Below are 22,811 nucleotides of genomic sequence, written 5' to 3'. Positions count from 1 at the left end.
AAGCTCGGCTCCTACAGGGGGCAGGGTGGTGCGCAAACCTCTGTAGGTGCGAGCTTGCTCGCGATCCGGGCGTCGCGGAGCTCTCTGCAAGAACGCGGTGATGCCTTCGCGAGCAAGCTCGGCTCCTACAGGGGCGGGGTGGTGCTCAAACTTCTGTAGGAGCGAGCTTGCTCAGTTCCGGCAAGGATCATTGGTCATCAAAATACCGCTCGTGCCAGTCCACCAGCGGTTGCGGTACGTTGAGTTTTTGCCCGTAGATCACCGAATATGACAGCACGTTTTGTACGTACTGGCGGGTTTCGTCGAAGGGAATGCTTTCGATCCATACGTCGAAACCCAGGTGGTTCGCGCCTTTGAGCCATTGGCGAACACGGCCGGGGCCGGCGTTATAGGCCGCTGATGCCAGAACCCGGTTGCCGTTGAACTGACTATGGACCTGACTCAGGTAGGCCGCACCCAACTGGATGTTTTTGTCCGGGATCAGCACTTGCTGGGGCGAAGCCAGCGGGATGCTGAATTTTCGTGCGGTCTCTTTGGCAGTGGCGGGCATCAGCTGCATCAGGCCGGTGGCACCCACGCCAGAACGGGCGTCGGCCATGAATGCACTTTCCTGGCGGGTAATGGCGAACACCCAGCTCGAGTGCAATCCGCGCACCTTGGCTTCACGCACCAGCGTGTCGCGGTGAGCCATCGGGAAGCGAATGTCCAGGTCATCCCAATACTTGGCCAGGCTGATGGTGCGAATCGCCGGGAAATACCACTGCATGTCGTAGGCCAGTTTGGCCTGGGCGACCATTTCATCACGGCTGAACAACCGGCTGACGTGGTACCACTCGCGACGACCATCCACGATTTGCCCGCGATCATGGAATTCCAGGGCGCGCTGAATACCCGGGGTATTGCGTACTTTTTTGATCACCTGCGGGCTGAGCACCAGCGGACGGTTGTTGAGCTGATAGGGCGTTTGCGCCCGGTCGGCGGCCAGGAAGCCATAAAAGTCACGCTCTTTGGCCACGGTCTTGAACAGAACCTGCGCTTGCGGGTTCTTGGGCTCGGCCAGCTCAAGGCTGCGAGCTTGCCAGTAACGCCAGCGGCTGGTCGTAGCCAGGTCTTGCGGCAGCTTGCGGGTCAACTGATAGGCGTCTTCCCAGCGGGCCAGGCGCAACAGCAGGCGCAGGCGCCACTCGGTGACGGTGTTGTCCCGCAGTTCAGGGTCATACCGGGTCATGATATCCAGGCCGCGGCTGTCGTAGCGGCGGGCGAACGTCAGGCCGATTTCCCGAGCGATGGCGACTTTTTCGTCGCGGGAGAAATGCATGTTGGCGGCATAGGTGTCGAGCAGGGATGCGGCTTTTTCCGGGTTTTGACGTGCCAGGCGGCGCAGGCCCAGGCCAACGGCGTCAGACATGGCCTCGCTGGCCGGTAGAAAGCGCGAAGGCTGGCTCAGCATGTCGGGCTTCTGCGCGACATCAATCATCAGTCTTGCCTGTGGGCCCAGGGTGTTGAGGCCATTGGCCAGAGAAGTGGCCAGCCCGTAATTTCGGGCTTCGGCCGCCAGTTTCACCCGCTGCCAGCGTTTTTGCTCGGTCAACTGGCCCTCGGCGGCCCACTGGCTGAACAATGCATCACAGGCGGCAGGCTGAGCCTTGCCCACCAGCCACAGTTTCTCGGCGGTGGCATAGCCTTCGGCCTTGAGCTTGTGCTGGACCTGATACTGGCCGTTCAGGCAGTCCAGTTCAGTGAAGTTGAGCTTGGGGTCGTAATACTTGACGAAGGTTGCCCAGTCGCCACGCTCGGCCAGCCAGCGCAACCAGCGCAATTTCATCCAGTTGGCCTGGGGCAGGTCGCCATGGTCGGCGAGGAACCGTTCGATTTCCTGATTGCTGGCCGATTTCAGGCGCGCCGTCAGCTCGTCGTAGGCCAGGTAAGGCGTCAACGGATAAGTTTTCAGGGCGTCGGCATTGCGCAAATACGGCCCGGAGTCACCCTTGCCCAAGGCCCGTTTTGCATCGTCATACAGCTGGCGTTGTTGGGTAAGGTCTGCGGCCTGGGCGTAGTGCGCGGCGCAGCCAGTGAGAAGCAGGCAGGATAAAAAGTTGAAAAGACGACTGCGCATGAGGCTTCCGTACTGATGAAAATGCGACAAGTGCAGGGACGCCCGGCACTGATTGGGTCGTAGCTTAGCCTTTTGCCAGCGGGTCGTGAACGGCTTGTCGGCCAACGGGCACAACTTGGCACTAAATGAAGGCAAGAGGGCTGCGTGCAGTAAATACCCGGCCGCCCGAGGCCTCAAATCAGGTAGAATGCGCGCCCAGTTTTTGGAGAAGCTCATGACCCTGCTCAAATTCAGCGATGTGTCCCTTGCTTTCGGCTCTATGCCGTTGTTGGACAAGGTGTCCTGGCAGATCGCCCGTGGAGAGCGGGTGTGCATCATCGGCCGCAACGGCACCGGCAAGTCCAGCATGATGAAGCTGGTTAAAGGTGATCAAAAGCCCGACGACGGCTCTGTCTGGCGCGCACCCGGCCTCAAGATTGGCGAATTGCCGCAAGAGTTGCCGGTTGCCGACGAACGGACCGTATTCGACGTAGTGGCCGAAGGTCTGGACGGTGTGGGCGAACTGCTTGCGCAGTACCACCACCTGAGCCAGAACATCGTGACCGATGCCGATCTGGACAAGCTGATGCACGTCCAGCAAGACCTCGAAGCCCGTGACGGCTGGCGCTTGCAGCAATTGGTCGATAGCACCCTGAGCCGCTTGCAGCTACCGGCTGACAAAACGCTTGCAGAATTGTCCGGTGGCTGGCGTCGACGCGTCCTGCTGGCGCAAGCACTGGTTTCCGAACCGGATCTGTTGCTGCTCGACGAACCGACCAACCACCTGGACATCGGCGCAATCGCCTGGCTTGAAGAAGCCCTGAAGGATTTCCAGGGCGCGGTTCTGTTCATTACGCACGACCGTTCATTCCTGCAAAACCTGGCGACCCGGATCCTGGAACTGGATCGTGGCGGCCTGATCGACTGGAACGGCGACTACGCCAGCTTCCTGGTTCACAAGGAAGCGACCCTGGCGGCTGAAGAAACGGCTAACGCCTTGTTCGACAAGCGCCTGGCCCAGGAAGAAGTGTGGATTCGCCAGGGCATCAAGGCGCGCCGTACCCGTAACGAAGGCCGTGTTCGCGCGTTGAAAGAATTGCGCGTCGAGCGCAGTGAGCGTCGCGAGCGCACCGGTAAAGCCAACATCCAGCTCGACACCGCCGACAAGTCCGGCAAGCAGGTGATGGTGCTGGAAAACGTCAGCTTTGCTCACCCGGGTGGTCCGTTCCTGCTCAAGGACTTCTCGATGGTGCTCCAGCGCGGCGATCGTATCGGTCTGCTGGGTGCCAACGGTACGGGTAAAACCACACTGTTGAAACTGATGCTGGGCGGTCTGACGCCTACCGAGGGTACGGTTGAAGAGGGCACTCGAATCGACGTGGCTTACTTCGATCAGTTGCGTCACCAGCTGGATCTGGAAAAAACCGTTATCGATAACGTGGCTGAAGGCCGCGACTTTATCGAGATCGACGGCCAAAGCCGCCACGTGCTCAGCTACCTGGGCGACTTCCTGTTCAGCCCTCAGCGTGCCCGTACGCCGGTCAAGGCGCTGTCGGGTGGTGAGCGTGCGCGTCTGTTGCTGGCCAAGCTGTTCAGCAAGCCAGCCAACCTGCTGGTACTCGATGAGCCGACCAACGACCTGGACGTTGAAACGCTGGAGCTGCTGGAGGAGGTTTTGCTGACCTTCAAAGGCACCGTGCTGATGGTCAGCCACGACCGGGCATTCCTCGACAACGTGGTGACCAGTACTCTGGTGTTCCAGGGCGAAGGCAAGGTCCGCGAATACGTGGGCGGCTATCAGGACTGGCTGCGTCAGGGCGGTTCACCTCGCCTGTTGGGCGTGACCGAGAGCAAGTCCGGCAAAGCCGACTTGAACTCTGCCGTAGTGGAGGCCGCTCCGGCACCGGTTGCTGCCGCTCAGCCTGCACCTGTGGCAAAAAAGAAGCTCAGCTACAAGTTGCAGCGCGAGCTGGAAGCCTTGCCGGGTGACATTGATGCGAAAGAGCAGGCGATTGCGGCCGTTGAAGCCGAAATGGCGGATGCAGGCTTTTACCTGCTGCCTGCGGCCAAAACTGCAGAAGTGATCGCCAGGCTTGAAAAGCTGCAGGCCGAGCTTGAGCAATTGGTCGAGCGTTGGGCTGAGCTGGATGCCTGATTGAGCGCCTGCTGATATGAAAAAGCCCGGTACCTTGAACAAGGTGCCGGGCTTTTTTGCTATGGCGAGCGCGTGCTCTTATTCGGCTTTCTTCAGGCTTACAGCCAGAACATCGCAGGGTGCACCATGCAGTACGTCGTTGGCGGTAGAGCCCAGCAGCAGTGCCAGGCCGTGACGGCCATGACTGCCGACCACGATCAGGTCGCAGGCTTGCGCTTTGGCCAGGGCATGGATTTCCTGGCGCGGCTGACCATAGGTCAGGTGGCAGTTGTCTTTTGAGAGCTGCGGGTATTTGTGGATAAGGCGCTCAAGGCGTTCCTTGGCCTGATCGAATTGCTGTTGCTGCAATTGTGAGAGGTCCATTGGCACGTCGCCACCGAACGCCATGGCCATTGGCTCAACGATATGTACCAGTGACAGTTTGGCTCCGTTAGCCTTGGCGCTTTCGCTGGCGCGGTTGATCACGGGGTCACATTCTTCGGTCAGGTCGACGGCGACCAAAATATGTTCGTAGGGCATGTGAGTCGCTCCTGTAAATGGCGATTAATTATGAGTATGGACCTTTTACAAGGCCTTGCTTCAAGTCAGGGTCACTCGTTTTTCAAGTAATGAGAGTACAGATATGACGGTATGGATAGTGGTGTCAATCCTGGCGCTGGTTTTGAGCCCTCTGGCGTGGTTGCGACCCTCTCGAAGTCAGAGTGGGCGCATGAACCTGCGCATGGAGGCGCGACGCATGGGGCTGGCCATGCAGCTGGCGCCTCAGGAATGGCCTCATTGGATCGAACCCGAGCCGCCTAGCCCCTGCGCGCAGTATCACCGCCCGCGGCGCAGTACTAAGCCAGATGTATGGTGCTATTGGCAATCAGTACCGGGAAAATGGCTCAACCGCTGGCAGGAAGAATGCGTGGATCCGCGCCTGCTGGAGCAGTTCGGCAAGCTGCCGGGCAACGTATACAAGGTCGAGGCCGATACGCAGATGATTGTGCTGGTCTGGGGCGAGAAGGGCGATGCTGACGTATTGAAAGCGATTGATCAGGTGCTCAGGGCTCTGGCGTGACACAGGCAGCGGCTACAGCGTTTGTCATCATTGTTTTGGACAATTGACAATCGATGGCTTTTCCCTGAAGGTGTCGTCACCCAAATCAAACGGGCGTATGAATCGAGTGTTTGTTATGTCAGACAACGCTCACATAACCCCGACTATCGCGTTGGCGGGTGTGCCTGACGGATTGGCGTTAGCATTGACGCAAAGGTCAATGACTGCCAGACGCTAGCGTCCGACGTGTACTGTTCAGCTTCCATATCGTGGAGATCAGTTGATGATTTACGAAGGTAAAGCCATCACGGTAACGGCTCTTGAAAGCGGCATCGTCGAATTGAAATTCGACCTCAAGGGTGAGTCCGTCAACAAGTTCAACCGTCTAACCCTGAACGAATTGCGTCAGGCAGTGGATGCGATCAAGGCAGATGCTTCGGTCAAGGGTGTCATCGTTTCCAGCGGTAAAGACGTCTTTATCGTCGGCGCAGACATCACCGAATTCGTCGAAAACTTCAAGTTGCCGGATGCCGAGCTGATTGCAGGCAATCTCGAAGCCAACAAAATCTTCAGTGATTTCGAAGACCTCAACGTACCGACAGTTGCGGCCATCAATGGCATCGCGCTGGGTGGCGGTCTCGAAATGTGCCTGGCCGCAGACTTCCGGGTCATGGCTGACAGCGCCAAGATTGGCCTGCCTGAAGTCAAACTGGGCATTTACCCGGGTTTTGGCGGCACCGTTCGCCTGCCACGCCTGATTGGCGTCGACAATGCTGTGGAGTGGATTGCCTCCGGCAAGGAAAACCGCGCTGAAGATGCGCTGAAAGTCAGCGCCGTTGATGCGGTGGTTGCCCCCGCTCAATTGGCGAATGCCGCGCTGGACCTGATCAAGCGCGCCATCAGTGGCGAGCTGGACTACAAGGCCAAGCGTCAGCCGAAGCTCGAGAAGCTCAAGCTCAACGCCATTGAACAAATGATGGCTTTCGAAACGGCCAAGGGGTTCGTGGCCGGCCAGGCCGGCCCGAACTATCCTGCCCCGGTCGAAGCGATCAAGACGATCCAGAAAGCCGCCAACTTCGGTCGTGACAAGGCGCTGGAAGTGGAAGCTGCCGGCTTTGCCAAGCTGGCCAAGACGTCCGCTTCGCAGTGCCTGATCGGCCTGTTTCTGAACGATCAGGAACTCAAGAAAAAGGCCAAGGCTTACGACAAGATTGCCAGGGACGTGAAGCAGGCAGCCGTACTCGGCGCAGGCATCATGGGTGGCGGTATTGCCTATCAGTCGGCCTCCAAAGGGACGCCGATCCTGATGAAAGACATCAACGAGCACGGCATCGAGCAGGGCCTGGCTGAAGCCGCCAAGCTGCTGGTCGGTCGCGTTGATAAAGGTCGTATGACTCCGGCGAAGATGGCCGAAGTGCTGAACGGTATTCGTCCTACTCTGTCCTACGGCGATTTCGGCCATGTCGACCTGGTGGTCGAAGCGGTAGTCGAGAACCCGAAGGTCAAGCAAGCCGTGTTGGCTGAAGTGGAAAACCACGTCAAGGAAGATGCCATTCTGGCCTCCAACACCTCGACCATTTCCATCAGCTTGCTGGCCAAGGCCCTCAAGCGTCCGGAAAACTTTGTCGGCATGCACTTCTTCAACCCGGTGCACATGATGCCGCTGGTTGAAGTGATTCGTGGCGAGAAGTCCAGCGATCTGGCGGTAGCAACCACCGTTGCCTACGCCAAGAAAATGGGCAAGAACCCGATCGTCGTCAACGATTGCCCGGGCTTCCTGGTCAACCGCGTGCTGTTCCCGTATTTCGGCGGTTTCGCCCGCTTGGTCAGTGCCGGTGTCGACTTCGTGCGCATCGACAAGGTCATGGAAAAATTCGGCTGGCCAATGGGCCCGGCTTATCTGATGGACGTGGTCGGCATCGACACCGGTCACCACGGCCGTGATGTCATGGCTGAAGGTTTCCCGGATCGCATGAAAGACGATCGCCGCTCGGCGATTGATGCTCTGTACGAAGCCAAGCGCCTGGGTCAGAAAAACGGCAAGGGCTTCTATGCCTACGAGGCAGACAAGCGCGGCAAGCAGAAGAAAGTCGTTGATTCGAGCGTGCTTGAAGTGCTCAAGCCGATCGTCTACGAGCAGCGCGAAGTCACCGACGAAGACATCATCAACTGGATGATGATCCCGCTGTGCCTGGAAACCGTGCGTTGCCTGGAAGACGGCATCGTTGAAACCGCAGCCGAAGCCGATATGGGCCTGGTCTACGGAATTGGCTTCCCGCTGTTCCGTGGCGGCGCCCTGCGCTACATCGATTCGATCGGTGTTGCAGAGTTCGTGGCCCTGGCCGATCAGTACGCTGACTTGGGCGCGCTGTACCACCCGACTGCGAAGCTGCGTGAGATGGCCAAGAACGGCCAGAGCTTCTTCGGTTAAGCGCCCCATTAGAGTGAGAGTGAAATTATGAGCTTGAATCCTAGAGACGTGGTGATTGTTGACTTCGGTCGCACCCCGATGGGCCGCTCCAAGGGTGGCATGCACCGCAACACCCGTGCTGAAGACATGTCTGCGCACCTGATCAGCAAAGTGCTGGAGCGCAACGTCAAGGTTGACCCGAACGAAGTCGAAGATGTGATTTGGGGGTGTGTGAACCAGACCCTGGAGCAAGGCTGGAACATTGCGCGCATGGCGTCGCTGATGACCCAGATCCCGCACACTTCCGCAGCCCAGACCGTGAGCCGCCTGTGCGGTTCGTCCATGAGCGCCCTGCACACCGCAGCCCAGGCAATCATGACCGGCAACGGTGACGTTTTCGTGGTTGGCGGCGTCGAGCACATGGGTCATGTGAGCATGATGCATGGCGTTGATCCTAACCCGCACATGTCGCTGTACGCGGCAAAAGCCTCGGGCATGATGGGCCTGACGGCCGAAATGCTGGGCAAGATGCACGGTATTACCCGCGAACAGCAGGATGCCTTTGGCGTGCGTTCCCACCAGCTTGCCCACAAGGCGACGCTGGAAGGCAAGTTCAAGGACGAAATCATCCCGATGCAGGGCTATGATGAAAACGGCTTCCTGAAAATTTTCGACTATGACGAAACCATTCGTCCGGAAACCACCCTGGAAAGCCTGGCCGCCCTGAAACCGGCGTTCAACCCTAAGGGCGGGACCGTGACAGCGGGTACTTCATCGCAGATCACCGATGGTGCTTCGTGCATGATCGTGATGTCGGCGCAGCGTGCCCAGGACCTGGGCATCCAGCCGCTGGCGGTGATTCGCTCGATGGCGGTTGCCGGTGTGGATCCGGCGATCATGGGCTATGGTCCAGTACCGGCTACACAAAAAGCATTGAAGCGTGCGGGCTTGAATATGGCCGATATCGACTTCATTGAGCTCAACGAAGCTTTCGCTGCACAGGCACTGCCAGTGCTGAAAGATTTGAAAGTGCTCGACAAGATGAATGAGAAGGTTAACCTGCACGGCGGCGCCATCGCTCTGGGTCATCCATTTGGATGCTCGGGTGCGCGTATCTCCGGCACCTTGCTCAATGTCATGAAGCAAAATGGCGGCACTTTCGGGTTGTCCACCATGTGCATTGGCCTCGGCCAGGGCATTGCCACCGTCTTCGAACGCGTTTAAGCGTTGCGTTGAGGGAAGCCGGGGCCATGTGCCCCGGTTTTTGTTTTTGGGCAGTTTTTATTTTTTTCTTGAGTGTGTTTTTTTATTTGTATGAGGAGGGCCGCAATATGCAGCTACAACCTGGGCTCTATCAACATTACAAAGGGCCGCAATATCGGGTATTCAATGTGGCTCGCCATTCTGAAACCGAAGAAGAAGTCGTGTTCTATCAGGCTCTGTATGGCGATTTCGGTTTTTGGGTGCGTCCCTTGAGCATGTTTCTGGAAACCGTCACCGTCGAAGGTGAGCAGGTGCCGCGCTTTGCTCTGATCCAGGCCGAACCCAGCCTCTTTTCCCGGCCCTGAGACGAGGTCGCGCAGAACCCTGTGCTTGACCTCACCTTGTAGCCACTATATATAGCGGTGCCGCGTCAGGCGCGAACCGCCTTTCACTTCTAGAATTCAGGAATTTTCTGATCCATGGGCAAATCGCTGGTCATTGTGGAATCCCCGGCTAAGGCCAAGACCATCAACAAGTACTTGGGCAACGAGTACGTGGTGAAGTCGAGTATCGGCCATATCCGAGACCTGCCCACCAGCGGTTCGGCTAGCGCCAGCAAAGAACCGGCTGCCAAGCGTGGCAAGGCAGCGGCGGGCGAAGCGCCGGCCCTGTCGCCAAAAGAGAAGGCTCAAAAACAGCTGATCTCGCGCATGGGTGTCGATCCCGATCATGGCTGGAAAGCCAAGTACGAGATCCTCCCGGGCAAGGAAAAGGTCATCGAAGAGCTGCGCCGGCTCGCCAAGGATGCTGACACCATCTATCTCGCAACCGACTTGGATCGCGAGGGGGAAGCCATTGCCTGGCACCTGCGCGAAGCCATCGGTGGTGATGACAGCCGCTACAAGCGCGTGGTGTTCAACGAAATCACCAAGAAAGCCATTCAGGAAGCCTTTTCCAGGCCGGGCGAGCTGGACATCAACCGTGTCAACGCCCAGCAGGCGCGTCGGTTCCTCGATCGTGTAGTGGGTTACATGGTTTCGCCATTGCTGTGGGCAAAAATTGCCCGCGGCTTGTCGGCTGGCCGTGTGCAATCGGTTGCAGTGAAGCTGGTGGTGGAGCGCGAGCGCGAAATTCGTGCCTTCAACCCTGAAGAGTACTGGGAGATCCATGCTGACCTGGGCACCGCCAAGGGTGCCAAGGTGCGTTTCGATGTGGCCCGTGAAAAAGGCGAAGCCTTCAAGCCGCTGAACGAAGCACAGGCCATGGCGGCGCTGGAGAAGCTCAAGAGCTCCAGCTATACCATCGCCAAACGTGAAGACAAGCCGACCAGCAGCAAACCGTCGGCTCCGTTCATCACGTCCACCTTGCAGCAGGCCGCCAGTAACCGCCTGGGCTTCGGCGTGAAGAAAACCATGATGATGGCCCAGCGCTTGTATGAAGCGGGCTACATCACGTACATGCGTACCGACTCCACCAACCTTTCGGGCGATGCGGTCGAAATGGCGCGCACTTATATTGAAGGTGAGTTCGGCGCGTCGTACCTGCCGCCTGCACCGAACGTGTACAGCAGCAAGGAAGGCGCCCAGGAGGCTCACGAAGCGATTCGTCCTTCTGACGTCAACATGCATCCGACCAAGCTGTCGGGCATGGAGCGTGACGCTGAGCGTCTCTACGAGCTGATCTGGCGCCAGTTCGTGGCGTGCCAGATGTTACCGGCCAAGTATTTGTCGACCACCGTCAGCGTCGCTGCTGGCGACTTTGAGCTGCGGGCCAAGGGCCGCATCCTGAAGTTCGACGGTTACACCCGTGTCATGCCGCAAATCGCCAAGCCGGGCGACGATGATGTGTTGCCGGACATGGCGCAGGGCGACGTGCTGAAATTGATCGATCTCGATCCAAGCCAGCACTTCACCAAGCCGCCTGCGCGTTACTCCGAAGCCAGCCTGGTAAAAGAGATGGAAAAACGCGGTATCGGTCGTCCTTCGACCTATGCGGCAATCATCTCGACCATTCAGGATCGCGGCTACGTGGCGCTGCACAACCGCCGTTTCTACTCCGAAAAAATGGGCGATATCGTCACCGAGCGCTTGTCCGAGAGCTTCTCTGACCTGATGGACTACGGCTTCACCGCCGGCATGGAAGAAAACCTCGATGACGTGGCGCACGGTGAGCGCGACTGGAAAAACGTGCTGGACGAGTTTTACGGCGACTTCAAAAAGAAACTCGAAGTCGCGGCGGCTCCAGATGGCGGCATGCGTGCCAACCAGCCGGTGATGACTGATATTCCATGTAAGGAATGCGGTCGCCCAATGCAGATTCGTACGGCATCGACCGGTGTTTTCCTCGGGTGTTCGGGCTACAGCCTGCCGCCCAAAGAGCGCTGCAAGGCGACGGTCAACCTGGTGCCGGGCGACGAAATCGCTGCTGACGATGAAGGTGAGTCCGAATCGCTGGTGCTGTTGGGCAAGCATCGCTGCCCGATTTGCAGCACCGCGATGGATGCCTATCTGCTGGATGAGAAGCACAAGCTGCACATCTGCGGTAACAACCCGGATTGCACTGGCTACGAAATCGAAGAAGGCAGCTACCGCATCAAGGGTTACGAAGGGCCTAGCCTGGAGTGCGACAAGTGCGGCAGCGAGATGCAGCTCAAGACCGGCCGTTTTGGCAAGTTCTTCGGTTGCACCAATGCCGAGTGCAAGAACACCCGCAAGCTGTTGAAGAGTGGTGAAGCGGCGCCGCCGAAAATGGACCCGGTGAAAATGCCGGAGCTCAAGTGCGAGAAGGTTAACGACACGTACATTCTGCGTGACGGTGCTTCGGGGCTGTTCCTGGCTGCCAGCCAGTTCCCGAAAAACCGTGAGACCCGTGCGCCTCTGGTGATCGAAATTGTTCCGCACAAGGACGAAATTGATCCCAAGTACCACTTCTTGTGTGAAGCACCGAAAAAAGACCCGGATGGTCGTCCAGCCGTGATTCGCTACAGTCGCAAAACCAAAGAGCAGTACGTGCAGACTGAAGTGGATGGCAAGCCGACCGGCTGGCGTGCGTTCTACGACGGTAACAGCTGGAAGGTTGAAGACAAGCGTAAGGAAAAAGACGCTTGATCTGAGCCACTGGCTTTAAAAAAACCGCGCAAGGGCTTGTCTGCCTTGCGCGGTTTTTTGTTTGTGAGTGCTCCTCTATCCCGTAGCAGTTGCCGCAGGCTACGTCCGGCGTAACCCAGGCACTGCGAGATGACAATTGAACCTGACGCTGCGTATTGATGATTATCACGCAATCGGGCTCAGCCTGCGGCAACTGCTGCGAAGCGGGCATCCGGCTTTGCTCCTTGCGCCCACAGCCTCTCATCCCTGAGACTGCTGCCAGCCCTAATTCAATTCGCTGTGGAGCGCCCTCATGGCTCATGAACTCTATACCCGCACCAATCAGAAAATCTATTTCGCCGGCCTGGCCCTGGATGCCATGAACAAGGCCGGGGAAGGGCGCGCCATGAATGCGCAGGGGCTGGTCCAGGCTGAGCGCGAGTCTGCAATATTCCATTTGTATGGTGCGCTTTTGGGTTTGTGCCATGAGATCGCAGGTTTTTATCGCCTGCCACAAGCCAATGCGCCTCGTGTTGAGCTACTGCTGACACAGGACGTGCTGGACGCAACGGCCATTCCCGAGCTCGCAGAAATGGTCGAACTGGCACGGGCTCCGCACACATGGCTGGCGCAGCTGGTGGCCATCCATGCCGCGCTGTACCAGCCCTTGCAAGCGCCCCAAAAGGTCAAGGTCGATGTATTTCAGCCGTTGATCGAGGCGGTCAATCTTGAGAATGAGGCGCCCGAGGAATTGAGCCGGGAAACCCTTGAGGCGTGGCGCCAGTCCTTAAAAGACCTGGCCATACGGTTCCGTGATGGACTCAATGAGTGCTGAAGTTTATTGCTGATACCGTGCAGTCATTCATCAGTCCAGAGTGATTGCGGCGTATATCCTGGAAAATTTGTAAACGATGACTGGTATAATCTCGCGCTTTCGTGGAGAACAAACTTAATGCCAACGTCCTTTCTAGAAATTGTCGAGTTGCCAGACGGCCGTATCGAGTTGCGCCGGGCTGAAGACGAAGGGTCTTTGGTGACGCTGAACTTCTCTGAAGATGCCAAAGAGTTTCTTCAGGGCCAGCACGTCGAGGTGGCAAAAGCCATGCTTAGCGTAGGCGTGCAGATGGCTGGTCGGCTGGCTGAAGGCGAGCTCGAAAAAGATGATGGGCCGCGTATTCTTCATTAAGCGACCCATTACCGAGACATGTCACAGGGAGGCTTTTGTGTTCTGCAAAAGCTCTGCGGCAGTAGTGCCTGTTTAGCCCAATCGGATATTCAAGCTTTGCCCGTGGCCCGTGCGCGCTGCGCCAATGAGCTGTTGGCGTGCCGTGGCGTTTAGCGGGTTGATCCAGCTGACGACGGTGTGACTGCGGCCCAGGCGCAGGGCTTCGCACGTGAGTTGCAAGGCGGTTTTGTTGCCGTTGGGTTGAAGCAGCAGAATGCGTTCACGGTTCAACCCTGCCTCGCGCAGCCAGCTTTGTGTGAGGCTCGCCGGGGGGGCGATCAGGGTCAGCCAGCGAGCGTCTTGCTGCTCGCTCAGTTCACGCAGCATGGGAGCAAGCAGGTTCAGGCAGTTTCCGGCAGCACCGCGTAACGACAGTTCACTGAATACTTCAGGTTCGGCGCTCCAGGATGAATCGAGCACGTCTTTGATCGCAGGTGCCATGGGTTGTGCCATGAAGACCTCGAACAGCGGGAGTTGTGCTGGAAGCGGTGTGTGTGGGAACTGCATGAAGCCTCCTTTAGCGGCGAATGACGCCGACACTCAAGCCTTCAATGACCAGTTCCTGGTCTTTGAGGTTGACTTCAATGGGCGCGAAGTCCGGGTTTTCAGCGATGAGCCAGACCTTGCTGCCTTCGCGCTTGAAGCGTTTGACCGTGACCTCGTCGTCGATACGGGCGACGACAATCTGGCCATTGCGGGCTTCGCGGCACGTGTGAACGGCCAGCAGGTCGCCGTCGAAGATGCCGACGTCTTTCATGCTCATGCCTTGTACCCGCAGCAGGTAGTCGGCGCGTGGATGGAAGAAGGTCGGGTTGATGTTGCATGACTCTTCGACATGCTCCTGCGCCAGAATCGGGGCACCGGCCGCAACCCGGCCAATGATGGGCAAGGTGGATTCGTCGGACTTGGCTTCGAAGCCAGGGATGCGAATACCGCGCGAGGCACCGGGTGTCATCTCGATGGCGCCCTTGCGGGCCAGGGCCTTGAGATGCTCTTCGGCAGCGTTTGGAGACTTGAAGCCCAGCTCCTGTGCGATCTCGGCACGGGTGGGCGGGTATCCGTTGTCATCCAGGCATCGCTTGATGAAGGCCAGGATCTCAGCTTGGCGTGGCGTCAGTTTTAGCATGATGATCGCTCTGTCTTTTTATACAGTGACTGGGATTATATACAGTGAAAGCTTATTGGCAATCACCCATTTCAAGCCGTCCGCTGGACGGTCGCTTCAACGTGGCGTAAAGGGCGGTGGATGAGGCAAGTCCTGATTCGCCAAGGCTGTGGTTAAATGCAGAACTGCCCGGTCGTAAAACGAATGCGTCATCTTGACTTTTTACAAGCTGAAACGTATGTTTCAAACACCTGTTTAAATGTTTGTCAGGCGGAGTAGCCATGGCCCAGTCGGAAACCGTTGAACGTATCCTTGATGCTGCCGAGCAGCTGTTCGCGGAAAAAGGTTTTGCCGAAACCTCATTGCGGCTGATTACCAGCAAGGCCGGGGTTAACCTCGCGGCAGTCAATTACCATTTCGGTTCGAAAAAGGCGCTGATCCAGGCCGTTTTTTCGCGTTTCCTGGGGCCTTTCTGTGCCAACCTCGACCGTGAACTGGAACGCCGTCAGGCCAAGCCGGAGAATCGCCCGGGGCTTGAAGAGCTGTTGGAGATGCTGGTCGAGCAGGCACTGGTCATTCAGCCGCGCAGCGGCAACGACCTGTCGATCTTCATGCGCCTGCTGGGGCTGGCGTTCAGTCAGAGTCAGGGCCATTTGCGGCGCTACCTCGAAGACATGTACGGCAAGGTGTTCCGTCGCTACATGCTGCTGGTTAATGAAGCTGCGCCGCAGATTCCGCCTATCGAGCTGTTCTGGCGTGTGCACTTCATGCTCGGTGCGGCGGCTTTCAGCATGTCCGGGATCAAGGCACTGCGTGCCATTGCCGAGACCGACTTCGGGGTCAATACCTCGATAGAGCAGGTGATGCGCTTGATGGTGCCCTTTCTGGCCGCGGGCATGCGAGCCGAGAGTGGTGTGGTCGATCCGGCGATGGCTGCAGCCCAGTTGCGTCCGCGCAATAAACCCCCGACGGTCGCCGCTAAGGTTTGAGCCGCTGCGGGTGGGCGTGGCAGCTGAGTTCCGCTAAGCTAGCTGCCATGCCTAACCTCGATTCATTCCCTTCATCTGTACACCTTGCCGACGCGCTGATGCCTTGTCTGCCCGAGGTGCGCATGCCTGTACCCGGGTATGCCGAGCGGGGGGTGAACATTCTCTTTTTAAAGGATTACCCATGAGTTCTGCCTTGCAAGGCTCCTTGATGGTCGACGTCGCCGGCACCTGGCTGACGGCTGAAGACCGGCACTTGCTGCGCCAGCCTGAAGTGGGCGGGCTGATTATTTTCGCACGCAACATTGAGCATCCACGCCAGGTGCGCGAGTTGAGTGCCTCGATTCGTGCCCTGCGCCCGGACCTGCTGCTGGCGGTCGATCAGGAAGGCGGGCGGGTGCAGCGCTTGCGCCAGGGTTTTGTGCGTTTGCCGGCCATGCGCGCCATTGCCGACAACCCGAATGCCGAGTATCTGGCAGAACAATGCGGCTGGATCATGGCGACCGAAGTGCTGGCCGTCGGGCTGGACCTGAGCTTTGCACCGGTGCTGGATCTGGATTACCAGCGCAGCGCGGTGGTGGGCAGTCGATCGTTTGAAGGCGATCCGGAGCGGGCCGCTGTGTTGGCAGGTGCTTTTATTCGCGGGATGAATGACGCGGGCATGGCGGCCACGGGCAAGCATTTTCCGGGGCACGGCTGGGCGGAGGCGGACTCCCATGTGGCCATTCCGACCGATGAGCGCAGCCTTGAGCAGATTCGGGCCCATGACCTTGTGCCGTTTGCCCGTTTGAGCAAACACTTGGCCGCGGTCATGCCGGCCCACGTGATCTACCCTCAGGTCGACAGCCAGCCCGCCGGTTTTTCCCGCCGCTGGCTGCAGGACATCTTGCGTGGTGAGCTGCAGTTCGATGGCGTGATCTTCAGTGATGACCTGTCGATGGCCGGTGCCCATGTGGTGGGCGATGCCGCCAGCCGAATCGAGGCGGCCCTGTCGGCCGGTTGTGACATGGGGCTGGTGTGCAATGACCGTGCTGCGGCAGAGCTGGCGCTCAGCGCGGCGCAACGCATGAAGGTGACCCCTTCGCCGCGGATCGCACGCATGCGGGGTCAGGCCTGGGCCAGCACCGATTATCGTCAGGATCCGCGCTGGCGGGTGGCGATGGGCGCCCTCAAGGACGCTCAACTGATCGATTGAACCATGCCTGGCAGGCGCGAGGGGTGCTTTCAGCGCTTCTCGTTCTTCGGCGGCAGCGGCGCAAACAGGGCGTCGATGTCGTCGTCCTGCAGTTTCCAGTCTCCGGCGATTCGCCCATCCAGAATGCCGGCTGCCAAGTCTGACTTTTCCTGCTGCAAGTGCTGGATTTTCTCTTCCACGGTGCCGCGCGCGATCATTTTATAAACGAACACCGGTTTTTCCTGGCCGATACGGTAGGCGCGGTCGGTCGCCTGGTTTTCGGCGGCCGGGTTCCACCACGGATCGTAGTGAATCACGGTGTCCGCTTCAGTGAGGTTCAGCCCCACGCCACCGGCCTTGAGGCTGATCAGGAAGATCTGCAGCTTGCCACTCTGGAAATCCTTGACTGGCGTGCGGCGGTCACGGGTTTGTCCGGTGAGCAAGGCGTAGCTGACATTGCGCTTTTTTAGTTCGGCCTCGATCAGGCCGAGCATCGAGGTGAACTGTGAGAACAGCAAAATGCGCCGACCTTCAGCAAACAGCTCATCGAGCATCAGCATCAGGCTGTCGAGTTTGCCCGAAGTGCTGCCTTTTTTCGGCGGGCTGTCGCTGACCAGACGCAGGTCACAACAGACCTGACGCAACTTGAGCAGCGCTTCGAGGATGATGATCTGGCTGCGTCCCACCCCTTTGCGGGTGATTTCGTCGCGAACTTTTTTGTCCATCGCCAGGCGCATGGTTTCGTACACGTCCCGCTGTGCCTCGTTGAGGTCGACCCAATGGATAATCTCGGTTTTGGGCGGCAGTTCGGTGGCCACTTGTTCCTTGGTGCGGCGCAGCAAGAACGGCTTTATCCGTGCATTGAGGTGCTGCAGGCGTTCGTCGTTGCCGTGACGTTCAATCGGTACCCGGTAATCACGGTTGAAGGCTTTGACGTCACCCAGCCAGCCGGGCAGCAAGAAGTGAAACAGTGACCACAGCTCTCCCAGATGGTTTTCCAGCGGCGTGCCGCTGAGGCACAAGCGTTGCCGTGCAACCAGTTCACAGGCCGCTTGCGAGGCCTTGCTGCCGGGATTCTTGATGTACTGCGCTTCGTCCAGCACCAGGATGTGCAACGGCAGTTTTGCCAGTTGCTCAATGTCTTTGGGCAGCAAGGCGTACGTGGTCAGGATCACGTCGTAATCGTTGAGTTGCTCGAAATGCTTTTTGCGCGTGGCGCCAAACAGCGCCAGCACCTTGAGTTGCGGGGTGAAATGCGCGGCCTCGTCGAGCCAGTTGGGGATCAGGCTGGTGGGCATCACCACCATGGCAGGTCGATCCAGTCGGCCGGCATTCTTTTCACACAGGATATGCGCCAGGGTTTGCAGGGTTTTACCCAGCCCCATGTCGTCCGCGAGAATCCCGCCCACCTCAAGCTGACGCAAGGACTGCATCCAGCTCAGGCCTTCAAGCTGGTAGGGGCGCAGGTTGGCATTCAGCCCCTTGGGCGCTTCGACGGTGAAGTCCTTGATGTCGCGCAGGCGCTGGGCAAAACCGCGAATGTGTTCGCCGCCTTCCCAGCGCAGGGGCAGCGCATCCAGGGCATTCAGACGGGGTGCATCTGCACTTTTGATCCGTAGCGTGGTGGCCCCGGGCTCGTTCAGATAAAACTCGCCCAGGGTCGCCAGCACCGGTTTCAGGCGGCCATAAGGCAGGGCAACTTGCAGTGGGCCATGAGTGCTGTTGGGCGTGGACGGGATATTCACCAGGATCAGCTCGTTATCCTGGCGCCGGGCGAGCTTTTCAGGGCTGAGAATGTCGGTGTGCGAGCGCATCAGGTTCAGCAGGATCGGCAGCAGGCTGAGGCGCTGGCCATTGACGATAATCCCCAGCTCCAGGTCGAACCAGTCACGTTCCGGGGCTTCATCGACGTTGGCATACCAGTCTTCCACCGGGCTCAGATCAAAACCGAAGTCTTCATCGATCTGCAGTTCCCAGCCTTGCTCGCGCAGGCCGGGCATTTCGTTGAGGGTGAAGTTCAGCCAGGCACTGTCGTTGACCATCTCGAACAGTTCGCCGGCACTTTCCGGCAGCGCCTTGCTTTGCCGCGTGGCAATTTTGAAGCCCAGGCTGCGCAGTTGTTCGCGGCAGGCGTTCTCGGCTTCGGGGTGACGCTTGATGCGCAGGGTCTGCTGCTCCTGGCGAATCAGGATGTCAGCGTTTTTTTGCCCCGAAACGTACTGGTCAAGGTAGTTGAACGACAGTGCCGCACGGTGCTGGATGTAGCGTTGCATTTTGCCGTTGCGCGGTTCAAAGGCGCTGAACTCGACACTGGCCAGCCACAGGCGAGGTATGGGGCGTGCATCGTCGACCACCTGTTCGGGCAGTTGGGCGGGGCGGCGTGAGTCGAGTACGGCCTGGAGTTTTTCCAGAAGCTCGGCGTCCCGGGCTGCGGCAGGGTAATTCAAGGTGTCTTCAATCTTCAGTAATACGGCTGCGGTGTGTTTGCAGTTCGTGCGGACGGGGCAGGTACAGTTCGCGCTCACCAGGAGCAGTGTGCCCTTGGCGGACTCGCGTAATTGAATGGTCTGGCGGTAAGTATTGTCGCTTGAGCCCTGGCAGCTGGCGGTGATCAGGCTGTCGCCGATTTCCACGATCCTGACACGGTTTTCCAGCGCATAGCGCCGTCCGCGCTCAAGGCTTTGCTCTTTGAAACGACTGATCCAGGTCGCTGCGAGCGGCTTGGTCAGCCGAGGTGTCTGGCTCAAGGGCATGGGGACGTCATTGGCTGGCCATCAGGACGACTTCGGCGTCAGGCGTTCGAAGAGCGCTTCAATGGTATTGAAGCGTTCTTCAGCGCGCTCCATCGGCACCATGAATTTGAACAGCGTCGCGCCTTCGAATTTGTAACGGTTGGGCTGGCCCTGAATCAGTTTGATCAGGACCAGCGGGTCAACCGGCGTGTCGGCCGCAAACTCAATCCGCCCGCCTTGCGGGCCGGCATCGACTTTTTTGATGCCCAGTTGCTCGGCCTGCAATTTAAGCAGGGTGATACGCACCAGGTTTTTGGTCGGTTCCGGCAACAGGCCGAAGCGGTCGATCATCTCGACTTGCAGATCCTTGAGGCCTTCTTCATCGCTTGCGGAGGCAATGCGTTTGTAGAGGATCAGCCTGGCGTGAACGTCGGGCAGGTAGGCTTCGGGAATCAACGCCGGCACGCGCAGGTTGATTTCCGGGCCGCCACCCAGCGGTTGGTCAAGGTTGGGCTGTTCGCCCTTGCGGATCGACTTCACCGCGCGTTCGAGCATCTCCATGTACAGGGTAAAACCCACCGCCTGGATCTGGCCGCTCTGGCCGTCACCGAGCAGTTCGCCCGCGCCCCGGATTTCGAGATCGTTGGTGGCCAGGACAAAGCCGGCGCCCAGATCCTGGGTGTTGGCGATGGCTTCGAGGCGCTTTTGCGCATCCCCGGTAATTTGCTGGCGCGGCGGCGTCAGCAAATAGGCATACGCCTGGTGGTGGCTGCGTCCGACACGGCCGCGCAACTGGTGCAGCTGTGCCAGGCCGAACTTGTCGGCGCGCTCGATGATGATGGTGTTGGCGCTGGGGACGTCGATGCCGGTTTCAATGATGGTCGAGGCGATCAGCACGTTGAAGCGCTTGTGATAGAAATCGCTCATCACCTGCTCGAGTTCGCGTTCACGCATCTGGCCGTGTCCGATGCCGATCCGGGCTTCCGGTACCAGTTCGGCCAGCTCGGCGGCGCATTTCTCGATGGTCTTGACGTCGTTGTGCAGGTAGTAAACCTGGCCACCGCGCAGCAACTCACGCAGCAGGGCCTCTTTGACCGTGCTGTTGTTTTGTTCCATGACAAAGGTACGCACCGACAACCGGCGCGCAGGTGGCGTGGCAATGATCGACAGGTCGCGCATGCCCGACACGGCCATGTTCAATGTGCGCGGGATCGGTGTTGCGGTGAGCGTCAGGATATCGACTTCACTGCGCAGGGCCTTGAGCTGTTCTTTCTGGCGAACACCGAAACGGTGTTCTTCGTCGATGATCACCAGGCCCAGGTTTTTGATTTTGACGTCGTCTTGCAGCAGCTTGTGGGTGCCGATCACGATGTCGATCTTGCCCTCGGCCAAATCGGCGACGGCGGCATTGATCTCTTTGGCGGACTTGAAGCGGCTCATCACTTCAACCGTTACCGGCCAGTCGGCAAAGCGGTCGCGGAAACTGTTGTAATGCTGTTGGGCGAGCAGGGTGGTAGGCACCAGGATGGCTACCTGGCGACCGCCATGCACGGCAATGAAGGCCGCGCGCATGGCCACTTCGGTTTTGCCGAAGCCTACGTCGCCGCACACCAGCCGATCCATCGGCTTGGGCGAGAGCATGTCTTCGCGCACGGCTTCGATGGTGGTCTGCTGGTCGGGTGTTTCTTCAAACGGGAAGCCGGCGCTGAAGGTTGCATAATCAGCCTTTGGGTCAGCAAAGGCGTAGCCTTCGCGAGCAGCGCGACGGGCATAGATGTCGAGCAGCTCGGCGGCGACATCCCGTACCTGTTCGGCGGCCTTGCGCTTGGCTTTTTGCCAGGTTTCCGAGCCCAGGCGGTGCAGCGGCGCCAGCTCATCGTCACTGCCGGTGTAGCGGGCGATCAGGTGCAGGTTGGCCACAGGCACGTAAAGCTTCGCGCCTTCGGCGTATTCCAGGGTGAGGAACTCGGCCACCTGGTTGTCGACTTCCAGGGTTGCCAGCCCTTGATAGCGCCCGACACCGTGGTCTATATGCACCACCGGTGCGCCTTCGCGCAGCTCGGTGAGGTTTTTGATCACGGCATCGTTATTGGCGTCTGCGCGCTTTTCGCGGCGCCGGCGCTGCATCACCCGCTGACCGAACAGCGGGCTTTCGGCAATCAGTGCCAGCGCCGGATCATCGAGCAGCAGGCCCTCATCCAGCGGGGCAATGGTGATGGCCAGGCGATGTTTGCTGGCAACGAAATCGGGCCAGCTGTCGACCGTTTTCGGGCGCAGCTTGAGGCGTTCAAGCAGCTCCAGCAACACCTCGCGTCGACCGGCCGATTCGGCGGTAAACAGCACGCGACCGTCAAACTGCTCGATAAAGCCCGACAAGGCGGCCAGTGGCTGATTGGCCTTGGCCTCGATCGCAAGATTCGGCAGCGGCCGGGCGGGGAAGCGCTCACGGCGGGTGTCGGTGTCCAGGTCGTCCTGGCTGACGACTACCCGTGGCCAGCTTTTCAGCCGGGCGAAGCAGTCTTCGACCGGGAGAAACAGCTCGGCGGGCGGCAGCAAGGGGCGTGACGGGTCAACGCGCCGCTCTTCATAGCGGTTGCGCACATCTGACCAGAAATGCTCCGCCGCGTTCTCGATGCCTGGCAAGGAGAACACCTGGGTATCGCCCGGCAAGTAGTCGAACAGGGTCGAGGTTTCATCGAAAAACAGTGGCAGGTAGTACTCGATGCCGGCCGGTGTAATTCCGCTGCTCAGGTCCTGAAAAATCGGGCAGCGGCGGAAGTCGACATCAAAGCGCTCTCGAAAGCGTGCCTTGAAGCGGGTCACGGCGTCTTTTTGCAGGGGGAACTCGCGTGCCGGCAGCAATCGCACCGATTCGACCTTGTCGATCGAGCGCTGGTTTTCCGGATCGAAGGTGCGCAGGGTTTCGATTTCGTCGTCGAACAGGTCGATCCGGTAGGGCAGTTTGCTGCCCATCGGGAACAGGTCGATCAATGCGCCGCGAACGGCGAATTCGCCGTGTTCGTAGACCGTATCGACGCAGCGATAACCGCTGGCCTCAAGCCGGGTGCGCATTTGCTCCACGTCCAGCTTTTGGCCGATATCCAGGACCAGGCTGCTGCCGAGCAGAAATTTGGTCGGCGCCAGGCGATGTAGGGCCGTGGTAATAGGTACTACCAAAACGCCATGGTCGAGCTCGGGGAGTCGATACAGGCTGGCAATGCGCTGGGAAATGATGTCCTGGTGGGGCGAGAACAGGTCATAGGGCAGCGTTTCCCAGTCGGGAAAATGCAGCACTGGTAATTCGGGCGCGAAAAACCGCAGCTCCTGCTCCAGGCGTTCGGCGCTTTGGCTGTCGGCGGTCAGGAGTAAGGTGAAGCGCTTGGCGGCGCTGGCGGCCTCGGCAATCGCGAGGCTCAGGGCGGCACCGGGCAGGTTGCCCCAATGCTGTTTACCTGCGGTGGCAGGGAGTTTCGGTAGACGCAGGACGGGCACGGAAGGTTGAGCTCCAAGCGTTGCGACAAAGTTGGCAATTGTAACGGGCCAAAGGGCTGGCTGTCAGTTGCCGTCTTTAGTGGAGGCCTGAAATCAGCGCAGGAGGCTT

Annotated in this window: 16 protein-coding genes; 10 read left to right on the top strand and 6 right to left on the bottom strand. The window is 58.9% G+C overall.

Translation table 11 applies throughout. The annotated features are described in order from the left end of the window. Positions 1-187 precede the first annotated feature (187 nt). Positions 188-2,116, bottom strand: a complete 1,929-nt coding sequence (locus tag AWM69_RS20525; RefSeq protein ID WP_131655218.1) for a transglycosylase SLT domain-containing protein — start codon at positions 2,114-2,116, stop codon at positions 188-190. Positions 2,117-2,330: 214 nt separating this feature from the next. Between AWM69_RS20525 and AWM69_RS20520 the strand changes: the two genes are divergently transcribed. Further along, positions 2,331-4,250 (top strand): ATP-binding cassette domain-containing protein, encoded by a 1,920-nt coding sequence (locus tag AWM69_RS20520; RefSeq protein WP_218728213.1) that lies wholly within the window; start codon positions 2,331-2,333, stop codon positions 4,248-4,250. A 78-nt stretch (positions 4,251-4,328) separates the two neighbouring features. Here AWM69_RS20520 and AWM69_RS20515 read toward each other — a convergent pair whose 3' ends face one another. Beyond that, a complete protein-coding gene (locus tag AWM69_RS20515) occupies positions 4,329-4,769 on the bottom strand; it encodes a universal stress protein (protein ID WP_048382324.1) in 441 nt (146 codons plus the stop codon). Between the two features lie 103 nt (positions 4,770-4,872). On the opposite strand from AWM69_RS20515, the gene AWM69_RS20510 reads away from it, so the two are divergent. The 7 genes from AWM69_RS20510 to AWM69_RS20480 all read left to right on the top strand — a co-directional run bounded on the left by AWM69_RS20510 (position 4,873) and on the right by AWM69_RS20480 (position 13,174). After that, entirely contained in the window at positions 4,873-5,310 is a 438-nt protein-coding gene (locus AWM69_RS20510; protein WP_218728211.1) for a hypothetical protein, read from the top strand. Positions 5,311-5,572: 262 nt separating this feature from the next. Then, the gene (gene fadB, locus AWM69_RS20505; protein ID WP_048382326.1) at positions 5,573-7,720 is read left to right on the top strand and encodes a fatty acid oxidation complex subunit alpha FadB; all 2,148 of its coding nucleotides are present in this window, start codon (positions 5,573-5,575) and stop codon (positions 7,718-7,720) included. A gap of 27 nt (positions 7,721-7,747) precedes the next feature. Next, positions 7,748-8,923, top strand: coding sequence for an acetyl-CoA C-acyltransferase FadA (gene fadA, locus AWM69_RS20500; protein ID WP_048382327.1), 1,176 nt, complete (start codon positions 7,748-7,750; stop codon positions 8,921-8,923). 107 nt (positions 8,924-9,030) lie between these two features. Continuing rightward, entirely contained in the window at positions 9,031-9,267 is a 237-nt protein-coding gene (locus AWM69_RS20495; protein WP_048382605.1) for a DUF1653 domain-containing protein, read from the top strand. 114 nt (positions 9,268-9,381) lie between these two features. Continuing rightward, the gene (gene topA, locus AWM69_RS20490) at positions 9,382-12,009 is read left to right on the top strand and encodes a type I DNA topoisomerase (RefSeq protein WP_218728210.1); all 2,628 of its coding nucleotides are present in this window, start codon (positions 9,382-9,384) and stop codon (positions 12,007-12,009) included. Positions 12,010-12,301: 292 nt separating this feature from the next. Then, positions 12,302-12,823, top strand: coding sequence for a DUF6586 family protein (locus tag AWM69_RS20485; protein ID WP_218728208.1), 522 nt, complete (start codon positions 12,302-12,304; stop codon positions 12,821-12,823). 117 nt (positions 12,824-12,940) lie between these two features. Further along, positions 12,941-13,174: a hypothetical protein gene (locus tag AWM69_RS20480; protein WP_048382330.1), complete on the top strand. Its 234-nt coding sequence runs from the start codon at positions 12,941-12,943 to the stop codon at positions 13,172-13,174. Positions 13,175-13,246: 72 nt separating this feature from the next. Here the strand turns inward: AWM69_RS20480 and sulA are convergent, their stop codons facing one another. After that, a complete protein-coding gene (sulA, locus tag AWM69_RS20475) occupies positions 13,247-13,720 on the bottom strand; it encodes an SOS-induced cell division inhibitor SulA (protein WP_218728207.1) in 474 nt (157 codons plus the stop codon). 10 nt (positions 13,721-13,730) lie between these two features. After that, positions 13,731-14,339 (bottom strand): transcriptional repressor LexA, encoded by a 609-nt coding sequence (gene lexA, locus AWM69_RS20470; protein ID WP_048382332.1) that lies wholly within the window; start codon positions 14,337-14,339, stop codon positions 13,731-13,733. 260 nt (positions 14,340-14,599) lie between these two features. Here lexA and AWM69_RS20465 point away from each other — a divergent pair, with 260 nt between their 5' ends. Together AWM69_RS20465 and nagZ are read left to right on the top strand one after the other, a co-directional pair. Further along, positions 14,600-15,307, top strand: coding sequence for a TetR/AcrR family transcriptional regulator (locus tag AWM69_RS20465; RefSeq protein WP_218728206.1), 708 nt, complete (start codon positions 14,600-14,602; stop codon positions 15,305-15,307). A gap of 181 nt (positions 15,308-15,488) precedes the next feature. Continuing rightward, positions 15,489-16,499, top strand: a complete 1,011-nt coding sequence (gene nagZ / locus AWM69_RS20460; RefSeq protein ID WP_048382334.1) for a beta-N-acetylhexosaminidase — start codon at positions 15,489-15,491, stop codon at positions 16,497-16,499. 29 nt (positions 16,500-16,528) lie between these two features. Here nagZ and AWM69_RS20455 read toward each other — a convergent pair whose 3' ends face one another. Both AWM69_RS20455 and mfd read right to left on the bottom strand, forming a co-directional pair. Then, entirely contained in the window at positions 16,529-19,231 is a 2,703-nt protein-coding gene (locus AWM69_RS20455; RefSeq protein ID WP_218728205.1) for a DEAD/DEAH box helicase, read from the bottom strand. Between the two features lie 21 nt (positions 19,232-19,252). Beyond that, positions 19,253-22,702, bottom strand: a complete 3,450-nt coding sequence (gene mfd / locus AWM69_RS20450) for a transcription-repair coupling factor (protein ID WP_131655211.1) — start codon at positions 22,700-22,702, stop codon at positions 19,253-19,255. Positions 22,703-22,811: the final 109 nt, after the last annotated feature.

This window comes from Pseudomonas sp. D1HM, from assembly GCF_019266105.1.
Taxonomy (GTDB): Bacteria; Pseudomonadota; Gammaproteobacteria; order Pseudomonadales; family Pseudomonadaceae; genus Aquipseudomonas; species Aquipseudomonas taetrolens.
This window is presented reverse-complemented; position numbering and strand designations above follow the sequence as displayed.